This is a genomic window from Pseudomonas serbica (assembly GCF_028823535.1).
GTDB lineage: Bacteria > Pseudomonadota > Gammaproteobacteria > Pseudomonadales > Pseudomonadaceae > Aquipseudomonas > Aquipseudomonas serbica.
This window is the reverse complement of record NZ_JAQIYM010000090.1, coordinates 537,211-549,587: the sequence shown is the minus strand read 5'-3', so window position 1 is coordinate 549,587 and position 12,377 is coordinate 537,211. Positions and strand designations below refer to the sequence as shown.

The window sequence follows — 12,377 nt, the reverse complement described above, 5'->3', positions numbered from 1 at the left end:
AGAGATTGGGCAGTAACGTATGGGTAACCTCATGGCCCTATCCCCTGGAAAGTTCGAAACCATCCGTTTCCGGATCAAGACTGGTGCGAGTTTGGCCGCCAACTGGATTACAAATCCACCTGGCAAGGCGGGCGGTTATTGGCGCTACCACCGGCCAATACCAGTCGTAAGTGCCCAGTCTCAGGGCATACCCACCCAGATAATCGGAAATGCCAGAGCGTCTTTCTCTGCGTGGCCTGCGGCCACACCGAGTATGCGTACCTGGACGCCCCAAAAAACATCCGTGGGCGTGGATTAAAGTTGCCAAAAGGTCAGGACATTGGCCGGATAGTCTGTGAAGTGAATTGCGCTGTTAGGCCGTCAGCAGCAGGAACCTGTAGAAGTGAGCAGGCAGCCGAGGCTGGCTGACACCGTGTGGAATCCCCTTCCTTTCCGCGACCAGGCGGCGACTTACAGGTCGAGGTGGGTGGATGTTAAGAAGCTTTGGGCCGCTTGACCGGTAAACAAGAGACCTTAAATGGGAGGCCTTGCTGGCGTGTTACGAAACCCGAGAGATTTCTGATCAGGAAACTTTCCCGTTGGATGATTTCCCCACATGACCAGAACTCCACAGGCCTATGTAAGGCGCAACCAGAAAAAGTGCGCTCAAGGATTTCTAGCCATCCAGCCACGACGTGAGGCTGTCGAATGAGATGGGGCTCCCCTGACCCTGAAAAAGAGAGGTGTTTGCAACCAAACCCTAGGCGATGCTGACCCTCACCAACCACAACCACCAACCATAAACTGTCGTCGGCCAGTTCCGAATCCCACCGATTGATCGCCGATTAGCTGCCTGTCCGTCGCTTCCGCTCGGCCAGCTTCCAGTGTTTTAAAAGAGGCATGGCCACTCACGAGGCTTCGTGCTCTAAATCAAACAGGTGATCAGGAGGCCCCAAGTCCATTAGGTCGCATTTTGCGACTGATTTCGGGATGGATTCACCTCCATATTCATGGGGTTTGGTAGGAGTCGCATTTTGCGACTCGCTCTTGAAGGCTCTTTTAGCCTCTGATCCTCGACTTAATTCCATACAAATATCAAGGGTATTTGGTCTCAGTCGCAAAATGCGACTCGTTGAGGGAGGCTGAAATCGAGACCGATCCGGGAGCTCTGCAGCATTTCCAGGCACCGGACTCCTAGCGTCAGATGGTTCAGTATGAACTGTTTGCCTGGCCTTTGACTGGCATCACCCTATCTACACCTCTGTTCTAGCTTCAGCGGTCAGCCCTGCTGAGTCGCAAAATGCGATTGTCGGATTCTGTTTCGGTAGGCAAGACCCTCAAGTTCAGTTCGCCGGCTCTGGCGTTAAGTTCTTCATCCACGCCGCTCTGCAAGGAAAATGAAACGCGCCAACTGGCGAGCGGATGTTGGAAACATAAGAGCCCGTTCACAGGATCGCTACTCACCTCGGCCAACCTCACGCTCGCAGGTCTCATACAAATACAGAACTTTTGCCTGCGCTGGCATTCCGCATCAGAAGGTATTGTTCGGATTTTCACTTTGGTACCCTCGTTGTTGTCCCTCGCATTTCCCTAGGCCTGGTTTGAAATACGAGTGCATTACTGAGCCGAATACCAGAATGTGCTTCGACGTCGCCATCATGCGAGCGAACTGCGCGGTGTTAGCGCTGTCGCCAATGATCCGTGTGACGATTGGTTTCCCCTGGTATTTTATATGGCGTGAAACGCCTGCAATGGTTTCACCTGCTCGAATATCGACCACCAGTACATTGACGGAACCGTCAGTATCGTCCCTGCTGTAGCGCGTTTAGGCCAGGCCAGGCCAGGCCAGCGGTGCGAGCCTTGATCTCAGCTTTATAGTGTTGATGCATCCCAGGCGCTAGCGGCTTCAGTTAAGGCTCCACCAGTACCGGACAACGGTTCATCTTCAAATCGGTTTGCAAGGTGCCGCCCGCAGTAAGCACCTGCTCGAAGAGTCTGTTACCGGTCAGCAACCAGGGCAATAAGGTCTAGCCATTTTTTCAGAAGTCTTCCTGCCCATGCACCAAGCCTCATGGCCGTAAAAATCAGCTGTCCTTTAACCACGTCCTACGGATTTTAAAGCAGGCACGATGGGCCGAAGTGAATGATCCACGACAGTCTAAGATGCCAGCGAAGCAGAACATGGATCTTAACATTGTACGAAACGGTTAGTTCATACTATGACCAATAAAGGCAATCTGGTCACATGAAATAGTCGCATTTTGCGACTGTCCCGCATCACCCCGTCGTTATAAATTTAGAAAATGTTCTCAGGACTACGAAAAACGGAACATCTGAATGAACTTACCCAAGAGACGCATTTGGGGGCTCCACACAGACCATCAGGCCAAGTCGCAAAATGCGACTTTGGTACCCATATCTGTAGGGTTATTTTTTTTCGACACTACTAAGTCGCATTTTGCGACTCCTGAACTCCACCTAGAGCGCAAGACCAAAGTCGCAAAATGCGACAGGCATCTCTCGCGAAGAACATCTAAAAAGTTCGATCAAGAGAAGGAGTAAAAGATTGGTAGCCCTCCATGATCACCTTTTCAGCTAGGCTCACAGGATGCTCTCAGTGGAATGCCGGCAGAGATACTGAAGACCGCGTTCAGCCGGTGGTATCTCAGAAGCCTGAATAGTGCCACTCGCAAAATGCGACTTCGGCACCAAGTTTCACATGGCAGAGGGTCGAACATGATGCAAAAGGAGGAGGGCGGCCATCCCAGGCGACAGCGACCCAGAGGCTGGCGACATGCTCGATAAGCTACCCTAAATTTGAGCGTCGTCTGACAGGTAGGATGAAAGTCGCAAATTGCGACCACAGTCATAAAAAATTTCAATAAACCAGCAAAAAACATTGGTTCCTTAAGCCTTACGATTTGACATGAAAAGCTATAAGGCTTATAGTTTTTTCACTTGCTTAGAGCTTTCTAGGCGAATCCAAAAATCTTCTAAGGACAGCCACCATGCTTCAAGACTTCGACCCTCTGTACCAAATGCACCACACCAAGATCCTCATGTTCGTGAACAACAAGGGCGGTGTCGGAAAAACCACCACCAGCATCAACGAAGCGGCAGCACTGGCCGAGCAGGGCAAGTCGGTGCTTTTTTTGGATTTTGACGAGTCGATGAACAGCTCATTCCACATAGGTGCAAAAAAATCGGCAGAGAAGGCGTCCACCAGCAGCAGCCTCGTGGCAAACCCGAATATCGATATCCTGGATTGCATCGCGTGGGGCACAAAGCTTGACGGCGTTGGTTTAATCTCCTCTGATGGCGGGATCAAAGAAGCGCTCGAACATCGCGTTCGTGGTGATGCTGACGAAATTCTTAAAGTGGCGATGAACTTAAAAAGAATGCTGCATCAGTTTGATGGCGACATTGATTTCATCATCATTGACGCATCTCCATCCATGGACATGCTGGTTAAGATTGCTTTGACCGTTGCAACGCATTTGGTCTTTATTGTTGACGGCAGTGCATACGCAGAGCAGGGCATTGTCAACATGCTAAACTCGGAAGAAATGAAGTTTGTGAAAAAACACAACCCGACACAATCGATTGTCGGTGTATTGCTCAACAAAATCGATACACGAAAAAATATTGCCAGAGTTAACTTGGATAAAGTCGAAATTGGCGGCCTTCCTAAGTTGCCGCTGTATATACCCGAGCGAACTGAAATCGACTTTAATACTTATAGTCACGAATTCGCCGTTGGTGCAGGGAAGGAAGGACTACTGGCTGAGTCATATCGCGACTTGGCAAAGATCCTGATCAATATTCCTGCCCTCAACCAAGAGGCTGCATAAGATGACCGCACAAGAAGGTAATCTCTCGCCAGCATCACAGGCGATGAAAGAGCGGATGACCGGCAAAGGAAATGGCAAGTTATCTAATGCTGACAAGTTGCGGCTAACGATGGAGGAAAACTCAACTTCATATACTCAGCAAGTTGTCGTTCCAGAAATTGAGAAGGTGCTCGAAGGTGAGTACATTTCCCATCTGGATACTCATGAAATTGATCCAAACCCTTACCAAAATCGGCGGGATTTTGATGACGAGGGGGTTGATGAGCTATCAAAATCCATTGAGGAAAATGGTCAAAATCAGGCGATTGGTGTCCGTCGGTTTCGTAATCGTTATCAAATTGTTTTTGGCGAGCGCCGGTGGCGGGCCATTAAAAAGCTCAAAGGCGTAAAAATCGCCGTCGTCATTCGGGAGCTGTCCGACCTGGAGATGATTTACATCTGCGACTCGGAAAACAGCAACCGTAAAAAGCCGTACGATTACGAACGCTGGATTACCATTAAACAGTTGCAAGAAATGAAGGAGAGCCAGGAAAACATCTGCAAGCGCTTGGTGTTGGGAAAAGCTCAGTATTACAAGTTGATAAAATATAAAGAACTTCATCCGGACATTAGGGCATTTTTGGAAGTTTCTCCAAGGGCGCTCCAAATCAACGAAGCAGCTGATATGGAAAAAATCTTCAAGGATTTGAATCCAGAAGTTGATCAGGATGAAGTGGTCAAGTACGCCTTGAAGTTAATGGCAGATTATATCGCAGGCGAATTCAAAAATCGTGGCGATATTATCAAGAAGATCAAGGCCAAGTACGCTGACATCAAACCTCGTCAACGCGATAAGGTGAACACGGAGGTCAAACTCAACATGGGCGATACTGTGGTGGGAGCATTGGTTAGCACGCCGACAGAGTTCAGGGTGATCGTCAGTAAAGAAGAATGTGATCAAGACAAGATCGAGCAACTGAAGAAGTTGGTAGAAGATTTTTTCAAATCCTAAGTGAAAAGGCCCCAGTTGAACTGGGGCCTCTTTCATTTACAACTCAGCATTCGACGTCGAAAGACAGGGCGTATTGAAATTTTTTCTCGCACAGTCTCATCTTGCTGCACACTCACATTCGAAACTGTAAGTCGGTGCAAGATTCTTTCCGGTAGCCGAGAGTACAACTGGTACAAACGCTTTCGAGTCCGCAGTATTTTGATACTTTGCTGCTCAAAGTACGCGACAGCTTTCTCCCTTTTCTTCAGCAACTCCTCGATCTCATCCTGATTGACCGTGCTATTAGCCTGGGCCAGCAATTTCGCTTGGGCGGCCAATGCATTGCTGCGATTCTCCGCTGATTCCATTTTCTGGTAGAGGGTTTCGCGCCGTTGTTCGAGCATATCTATTTCATTACCTGGATGGCACTCAGGTTTGAACTCAGCGGGAACCACGGTTACCAACCGATCAGGAAACAGAGTTTCCACGGTCTTCAGATACGCTCGGCCAAGGGATCTTGCCTGCTCGATCTGGATTCGACTCTGAATGTCGTGCAACCTGGACAAGGCGAGACAGCGCTGCAGTCGAAGAGTGTTTAACACCGGGTCGTCGATAGAGGCGGGGGCGGGGGCTTGAATTAATGCCTCAATCTGTTCAGCCAGGTAAACTGACTGTGTAAGGAGTTGAGCTTCCTTTGACTTGAGGGCCCTTAAATCGAGATCAAAAGTCTTCATACAAACGCACTCGAGTGTGTCAATTTGTATGTAATAAACCACATCAAATGTCAATAAACAAGATATGTTTGACAAATGGCAATTTTATGATATCAAAAAGCCCCCTGACGGGGGCTATTGGTCTGAACGGCGCTGAATGAATCAGATCGCCTTTTTCAGACCGCCGATAGGCTTGATCTTCAGGCCCAGGCGTGCCGGGATCTGCAGGGTTTCGCCGGTTTTCGGGTTGCGAGCCTTACGAGCAGGCTTGTCGATGACGTTGATTGACACGATGCCGCCCAGAGTAGCGGTGCGGGTAGCGTTCAGCTGGGCAATGATGGCCTCTGGCAGGGCGGTCAGCACGTCGCCGATGGCTTTCTTGGTCACGGTCGTGCCAGTGCTTTCGATGCTTTCGTAGATCGAATCGATCAGGGCTTGCTTGGTCATGCAAAACTCCAGGGAGGTGGTGTTACACTAAGAAAAACGTGGGTTTTTTACAAAAAAAGCCCTGTTTCAGCGGATTATAGGTTGGAGCAAAAGGGTGTCAACACCCAATGTCAATTTATGGTGATTATTGAGCCATAAATTCTTGATTCCACGCTGTATCACACTTCATAGTACTGGTATGAGACGAAATCGAGTGGTTTCAAGATGAACCCAAAATCAACAATAAAGCTCCTGACCAAGATTATTGAGATGGACTACGGTTTTCCTGGCAAGCTCATGCGGGGCTGGGAAGCCGAGCGCCTGGCGGACGGAGATACGGTTCGTGTGAAACGTTCAAACGGCACGTTCCGCGACTTCCAACTCGATCAGCATGTCACCCTCCACGACAAAAGCGTGGTGATCCCCAAGATCGATGAGACCGGTGTGCTCATGATGGGGGAATGGAGCGTATTGCTTGGCAAAGGCATCAAGCATGATATGTCTGCCCGCAAGAAGGGTGCGTCGACCATGAAGGCCTATTTGTTGATCGGCCCGGATGGTCGTTCATTCGCTGAGGTGAAGCTGGGAACAGACCACGAAGGTCAGTCGGTATCGCTTCTCGATAGTCACCTGCTGAAGGTTGGGGAAGATATCTACCCTGTTATGCCAAAAAAGCGCGATGTTACCTTGAAGGTGATGGACAAAGAATTCAACGGCGGCAAGCTGGCGTACATCAATCTGCACATTCCAGGTATGGCCGACACTCGCAGGAACGCTCCGCCCACTGCGTTTTTCCGCCCAAGTCGTGCCGGCGAGCCGGCTCAAGTCAAGGAAGTCGTGGCTGGTAAATTGGTGACGACGGCGTTGTTTCAATTGGCCTCAACCGGGAAGTCGGTCAAATACAGCTTCCGTACCGGTGAGACTGCCTTGATTGACCTGCAGTTGACTCATGAGCTGAACAAAGCAAGGGAAGTTGCCAGGAACGCGGCGATTGAGCCTGAGGAATACCACGTCTACATGGAAATCAATCAAAAGCTGATTGAAAACCACAGCAAATGGATCACAGGCAGCATGGCTATCGATAACGGGGTTGAATGGTTTAAACCTGCAACCCCCGAAATCAAGCGTGAGAGCGACGGCCCTCAACCGTAAGCCTGATTGACCGAATGGCCTCCCTCAAAGGAGGCCATTTTCATTGAAGAACCGGGCCAAGCCCTTTTTCTTTTTCTCTGGTTCGCTAACTCTGGGCGTGATTGGCGGCACTTCGACGAGGTTGCTAACTGGAGAAGACGGCTCCGGGGGTTGAATCTGGTCAGTCGTTTCCGTTGCAGGCTCAGGGACTTCCGGCAGCGGCGCGTGCTCGCCATCGGTCGACACGTCAATGAACCTCAGCTCATCAATCGGCGCTGTTGGGACGGTAACCGGGGTGCTCTGTTCGTCCCCCTCGACCCTGACAGGCGTGGCCGTGTCCTCACTTGATGTTTCGGGTGTAGCTGATTCGTCGGAGATTGGTTCGGCTCTAAGATCAGTATCCTGATCAACGTCTTCATCCGCATCCTCTACGACAACAGGTTCTGCTGCCACCTCGGCGAGGATCTGCGCTGTTGCTTCCTCGGCCTTTCTCAGTTCGTCCTCGGGGACATCAGCAAACATGTCCGACAAGTCCGCTTCGTCTGATGCATCAACCGACACAACCGATTCTGTGGCCTGCTCAGGGGGTGTCGGCGCATTATCCATGGCTAGATGGGTCTCAGCACTCTGTTCGTCGCTCACGGGCTCTTGCGGCGGTTCTGCGACGACCTCCACCGTGTGAGAGGCCGTCTCTTCGCTAACCGTGTTGCTCTCAGCTGCACTTACAAGAGGCTCAGGGGTTGATTCCGGAGCCTCAGTAGGAATATCGACATCGTTTTGCTCAGGCACCAGGCCACTGAACTGAGGTTCAATGAAAGCTGGTTGGTACCAGGCCGCAAACGCGAGGGCAGGGCAGGAGGACAAGCCGACTATTGGGCGGAGGCTATGATCGACAGACTCTTGGTGCTGATGCACGACTTCATTGGTAGGTTGAGTCGCCTGGGCTTTTTCACCGATGGTGGCGACGGAGCACAGTGGGTTACTCAACGGGAAGTATTTGAGCATGAAGCGATCACCGCTTTCCTCGCGCTTGCTGAGGGTAAACGCGATCATCGACACCGTTGGCTCATTGTTGATCAGGTAACGTTTCTTGATCTTGAGCAGTGAAGCTTCAGGGTCTTTCTGGAAATAGTAGTTTTTGAACGAAGGCCCGCACGAATAACGCATGATAGGCATGGCTGTGATCGTGTGGGCCAGATCGCCCGGCGAGCGCTGGTCAAATGAGCGAAAGAAAAACTTCATGACATCAGTGGCGGCTTGATACGTGTTTTGCCGAATCCAGCGGGGAAATACCTCGACACTGAACCCAGGAATGAACGCACCGCTTTCATCCTGCAGGCGGATCAACAACCCACCGACGACCCCACCACGGGTGTAGCCCGTGAAAACTCGGTCAGCGAACGCTACCAGGGGTTGGCGATTATTGATGGCGAAGGCCTCTTCTTCCTTGTCCTGGTAGAGTTGACCGAAGTAAGAAAATTGCATGGCATCGCCCAGGGTCAGGCGCTTGCGTTCTGCAATCGCTTCCCAGCCTTCTGGCTTTAGCTTTTCCAGGTCAGCCAGTTCCTGTTGAATCGACTTTGTGGCCTGGCTGTCGGCAAGCATGACCACCCGACCGAGCCCGTACACCGGTGTTTGCGCTTCGGAGTGAGAGGCCAGCACGTAGGCCCAACGGGCAATGAACGTCGGAATCCCTTTTCGGTTTTCGCCTTCCACTTCACAGCCGGTGAACAGCAGCATGCCTTCGCGGCTGTCCGGGCCATTGTTAGGGGTGGCCAAGCAGGGTGTTTTGGCTTTTACGTCCTCACGCGAAAACTCCGCAATGCTGGGGGTGGTTTCCTTGCCCAGCATGGTTTCGTCGACGCGAAGTTTGACGTTGACCTCGCGGCCATCGAGGGTAACCCCCTGTACAGAGTGAAGACGCTCCTCACCGCGCTTGTTGTAGCTGCGAGGGTAGAGGACGATGGTTTCGTCCGCGCTGGCAGTCGACTTGTTAATTTCCATAGAAAACTTTATGCTCTCGGCCCGTTTGTGGCATCTGTCAATTGTATGTTAATGATTGACCCGGAAGCCACTTGCATAATTAATCGCTAAAAATTGACGGCACATTCCAATGACGGAAGACCTTCGCAAATTATTGAAAGCCAACGTTTGCACATTTTTGGAGAAGGCGGTTGTCAGGGAGCTGTCCGAGCGCCTGTTTACCGCCTCGCCGGTGGGCAAAATCGCTCTGGAAGCCAAGCGCTGGGCCCAGGAGTGGGACATTCCTGAATCCTTGATCTGGGCGGTGATTGATCGCTTTCAAGCCTTCAAATTCTGGCACGTCGAACAGGGTGCGGTAGGCGGTCATTTGGTGAGTGCCGGCATGGTCGGTTCCGCCAGTGCCATCGGCAAGCGCAAAAAAAACGTTGCCCTGCGCCAAATCAAGGATCTGTCAGCGGCTGACCGCGCCAATGCGCTCAAGCTTAGCGATCTTGGCCCGTCCTCGATGTCGCAAATCACTGAGGTGATTTCGCTGGACAACCGCAAAGACGCCCTGAGTCATGGTTACCCCGGCTGGTTACCGACCAACCTTTACTGGTATGAAGGCTTGGTATTCAAGCCTGACGAAGGTTTGCTCGCAAAGCTACGCTCTGAATTTCCCGATTTGTGCATAGACTCCTGCCTGGCGGGGATGTTTGATGACTTGCGCGAGTCCAAACAAAAACCCACGCTGAAGACGATGCCTTATGCCATCACGCGCTGGATCCAAGAAAATCCAACCCGTGCTGTGGTTGAACAAACTGCTGAAGATGTAGCGCGTCTAGCCGCCATGCTCGAGGATGAAGACTAATGCCCCCTGAGACGCCCCCGGATTTTCTTGAGCTCAGTGCCGAGATCACAAACTTTTTCAAGCACTTGGAGAAACGCTACAGCCAAAATCTCCTGAACCTGACCTATGGTGAAAGGGTCGATTTCCGAGCGCCAATGTTGCTCAACACCCTGAAAAATGTCGGGGGAAAAGCTCTTGAGCTGAAAGCCTTGCGCGAGTGGTTAATGCGTGGAATTCAGTGCTTTGAGGAGTACCCGCCAGGGCCTGAGTCCGTGGTGCAGCTCTGTGCCTTGATTCGTCAGTACCCGATCACCGAATACACCAACCAGTTGGTTGACGCCTGGCGTTCCCTGGATGCTGAATTTGGCCAGTGCTATGGCCGGCAGTGGAAAAGCGATGCGCGTATTGATTCCCTGACCAAGGAAAGGGTCTGGCTACATAAGTTTGCCGAACATAAGGTCTCGGCGGCGGAGATTCTGGAGGCCATGGCCAGGCTGAACAACTGCGGATACTTCCGTACCTTCATGCCGAAGTTTGACGAGTTTCTGGATGCTGTGTACGCCGTTCGCTTTCCCGATGCGCCGTTGGTGGAAGAAGCGTGGGGCCTGGCGACCTGTCAGAGCCCGGAGGTCGCTCATGCCGCCGTGAGGCGGGCTCGTGGGCACGTGGGTGGTCATGAACTGCGAATCAGAGGCAGTGATCGTGACATCGAGCAGCGGTTCAAGAGCTATTACCGGCAGCTGCTGCTTCACCCCGAACTGGTCAAAGAGTATGAGCCTGACGTGGAAAAGCCGGTGGCTCAGTACCTGAGCAGCGAGGAAATACTGGCGTCGCTCATCAATAGGAGCGATTAAGGGGATGCAGAAGAGGGCGGCCTGGAGACAGACCGCCTTTTTGTTTGCCTGGCTTTCAGATCCAAATAGCCGATGGACGGGCAATCTTTCGGATAGCCTCAATCGGCTCTCGCTGAAACAGTGCCTTCAGGACATCAAGATCATCGCGTAGGTTATAAACCGTATTGATGGCACCGTTCAGGGTAACTGTACCCACGTGATGAGGACGGCCATTGATCAGCAGGGCGATGTTGAAGTGGTAGACCAGGACAGTAGGCAGTGACCCCTCGGTGGGGTTACCCGGCCTGGCGTATGCCGTGGTACTGAACTGATAGTGCTTACCCTTGGCCACAGGATGCAGTTGCGGGTCAAAAGCACCGCCAGTCACGACAGACTCGTAATACTGCATCAAACTAGAGAACATCGTATGCATGGCGAGCACGTCATCGCGATGTGGTAATTCCAGATTGAAGGTACATTGCGGCCCGCCATTACCTGAAGGGCGCGGGGAAAAAGTAACTTTGAAATCGTCCCGGCAGTGCTTTTTCGACTTACTGCCGATTGAGGCATTACCCACTTGCGCAGGCGTAATGAAGAAACAGCGGGAGAGGTCAGCATACTGGATAAAATGGTTGGAAGCTATCGAGGCATTAAGGGCTGCAGAATCCTGGGACACGGGTGAACCTCATCATGAGTTTTTAGGTTAAAACAACACCGGGCGCTTTGCTTAAGCGCCTGCCCGGTGATGTGGGGTCTTTCGCGACCCGCTCTTACTGGTTATTTAGGTGTCGACTTACGCGGTAGCTTCCATCAGGGCGCGTTTCAATTTTTTGATGCCGTTGGCTTCAATCTGGCGAACCCGCTCTATGGAGATCCCCATCAGCACGGAGAGCTCTGCCAGCGTTTTGTGAGGGTCAGTCAGGTGTCGCTCCCGGATCACCCCCATTTCTCGCTCTGGAAGACTGGCCAGGGCCTTATCAAGGGCCTCCAGGCGACGCTCCTCGTCAACATCGATGTCGTCCTCATACCCATCGGCGATCTGAGCAAAGCTGGCAGCACTCAGGCTCACGCAGGATGTGTACCAAAAGCCCACGAGCTGGTGCAGACGGTAGAGGGTAATGCCCGACTGCTGGCTGAGCTCCTCCATGGCCTGGCAGGTGATCATGTGTCCTGCCGCCAGGTAAACGCGGATCTGCTTCATTACCGACAACTCGCGCCGAGAGAGGCGAGGACAGTCCGTTGCTTTCTGAGTCAGGTACACCAGAAGCTTTCGCCGCATGAACAACCATGCGTAGTGGGTAAATGTCTCCTGCATGCCAGCATCCCAGTCCTGCACGGCTTCCCATAAGGCAAGCAGTACCTCCTGGATGGCGTCTTCGCGCAGCTCCTGGCGAAAGCAGTAGGCTTTGACCACGTCAGTGGCAAGCGCAAGATGGCCTTTCCAGAGAGACATGGGATGTTGTGACGTGGTGGGGTTGTTCACAGAAACCGTTGACTCTTGTGCGGCGGGTAATGGAATCGTCGGCCTCAATGGTGGAGGCTTTCGTCAATTGATGACAAATGTAGTGCAGCTGGGGGATGATGGCAAGGGATGCGGTAGACGATTGATGCCCATCAGTCAAACAACCCGACAAAACAATAATAATAAATTGACGGTTTGGC

General features: G+C 51.9%; 11 protein-coding genes. 6 read left to right on the top strand and 5 right to left on the bottom strand.

Annotated elements, in window-relative coordinates:
* The first annotated feature begins 138 nt into the window (after positions 1–138).
* The 3 genes from NQL71_RS33200 to NQL71_RS33190 all read left to right on the top strand — a co-directional run bounded on the left by NQL71_RS33200 (position 139) and on the right by NQL71_RS33190 (position 4,821).
* The gene (locus NQL71_RS33200) at positions 139–408 is read left to right on the top strand and encodes a zinc ribbon domain-containing protein (protein ID WP_274643837.1); all 270 of its coding nucleotides are present in this window, start codon (positions 139–141) and stop codon (positions 406–408) included.
* Between the two features lie 2,579 nt (positions 409–2,987).
* Complete coding sequence (locus tag NQL71_RS33195) at positions 2,988–3,830, top strand: ParA family protein (RefSeq protein WP_274643836.1); 843 nt, start codon at positions 2,988–2,990, stop codon at positions 3,828–3,830.
* A 1-nt stretch (position 3,831) separates the two neighbouring features.
* Positions 3,832–4,821 carry a ParB/RepB/Spo0J family partition protein gene (locus NQL71_RS33190; protein ID WP_274643835.1) on the top strand — a complete coding sequence of 330 codons (990 nt, stop codon included), beginning with the start codon at positions 3,832–3,834 and terminating at the stop codon, positions 4,819–4,821.
* A 32-nt stretch (positions 4,822–4,853) separates the two neighbouring features.
* Here NQL71_RS33190 and NQL71_RS33185 read toward each other — a convergent pair whose 3' ends face one another.
* Complete coding sequence (locus NQL71_RS33185; protein ID WP_274643834.1) at positions 4,854–5,534, bottom strand: hypothetical protein; 681 nt, start codon at positions 5,532–5,534, stop codon at positions 4,854–4,856.
* A gap of 141 nt (positions 5,535–5,675) precedes the next feature.
* Positions 5,676–5,960: an HU family DNA-binding protein gene (locus tag NQL71_RS33180; RefSeq protein ID WP_274643833.1), complete on the bottom strand. Its 285-nt coding sequence runs from the start codon at positions 5,958–5,960 to the stop codon at positions 5,676–5,678.
* Between the two features lie 204 nt (positions 5,961–6,164).
* Here NQL71_RS33180 and NQL71_RS33175 point away from each other — a divergent pair, with 204 nt between their 5' ends.
* Entirely contained in the window at positions 6,165–7,091 is a 927-nt protein-coding gene (locus NQL71_RS33175; protein ID WP_274643832.1) for a hypothetical protein, read from the top strand.
* A 24-nt stretch (positions 7,092–7,115) separates the two neighbouring features.
* Here the strand turns inward: NQL71_RS33175 and NQL71_RS33170 are convergent, their stop codons facing one another.
* Positions 7,116–9,074, bottom strand: coding sequence for a hypothetical protein (locus NQL71_RS33170; protein ID WP_274643831.1), 1,959 nt, complete (start codon positions 9,072–9,074; stop codon positions 7,116–7,118).
* A gap of 109 nt (positions 9,075–9,183) precedes the next feature.
* On the opposite strand from NQL71_RS33170, the gene NQL71_RS33165 reads away from it, so the two are divergent.
* On the top strand, positions 9,184–9,903 hold the full coding sequence (locus tag NQL71_RS33165; protein WP_274643830.1) for a hypothetical protein: 720 nt from the start codon (positions 9,184–9,186) through the stop codon (positions 9,901–9,903).
* On the top strand, positions 9,903–10,736 hold the full coding sequence (locus NQL71_RS33160) for a hypothetical protein (protein WP_274643829.1): 834 nt from the start codon (positions 9,903–9,905) through the stop codon (positions 10,734–10,736). Before NQL71_RS33165 ends, NQL71_RS33160 begins: the two co-directional genes overlap by 1 nt.
* 55 nt (positions 10,737–10,791) lie before the next feature.
* Here NQL71_RS33160 and NQL71_RS33155 read toward each other — a convergent pair whose 3' ends face one another.
* Both NQL71_RS33155 and NQL71_RS33150 read right to left on the bottom strand, forming a co-directional pair.
* Positions 10,792–11,391: a hypothetical protein gene (locus NQL71_RS33155; RefSeq protein ID WP_274643828.1), complete on the bottom strand. Its 600-nt coding sequence runs from the start codon at positions 11,389–11,391 to the stop codon at positions 10,792–10,794.
* Positions 11,392–11,508: 117 nt separating this feature from the next.
* On the bottom strand, positions 11,509–12,198 hold the full coding sequence (locus tag NQL71_RS33150) for a sigma-70 family RNA polymerase sigma factor (RefSeq protein WP_274643827.1): 690 nt from the start codon (positions 12,196–12,198) through the stop codon (positions 11,509–11,511).
* Positions 12,199–12,377 lie beyond the last annotated feature (179 nt).

Excerpts from the sequence above, each read along its gene's own strand:
- NQL71_RS33195 (WP_274643836.1), top strand. The coding sequence starts at position 2,988 with ATGCTTCAAGACTTCGACCCTCTGTACCAAATGCACCACACCAAGATC.
- NQL71_RS33190 (WP_274643835.1), top strand. The coding sequence starts at position 3,832 with ATGACCGCACAAGAAGGTAATCTCTCGCCAGCATCACAGGCGATGAAA.
- NQL71_RS33185 (WP_274643834.1), bottom strand. The coding sequence starts at position 5,534 with ATGAAGACTTTTGATCTCGATTTAAGGGCCCTCAAGTCAAAGGAAGCT.
- NQL71_RS33180 (WP_274643833.1), bottom strand. The coding sequence starts at position 5,960 with ATGACCAAGCAAGCCCTGATCGATTCGATCTACGAAAGCATCGAAAGC.
- NQL71_RS33175 (WP_274643832.1), top strand. The coding sequence starts at position 6,165 with ATGAACCCAAAATCAACAATAAAGCTCCTGACCAAGATTATTGAGATG.
- NQL71_RS33170 (WP_274643831.1), bottom strand. The coding sequence starts at position 9,074 with ATGGAAATTAACAAGTCGACTGCCAGCGCGGACGAAACCATCGTCCTC.
- NQL71_RS33165 (WP_274643830.1), top strand. The coding sequence starts at position 9,184 with ATGACGGAAGACCTTCGCAAATTATTGAAAGCCAACGTTTGCACATTT.
- NQL71_RS33160 (WP_274643829.1), top strand. The coding sequence starts at position 9,903 with ATGCCCCCTGAGACGCCCCCGGATTTTCTTGAGCTCAGTGCCGAGATC.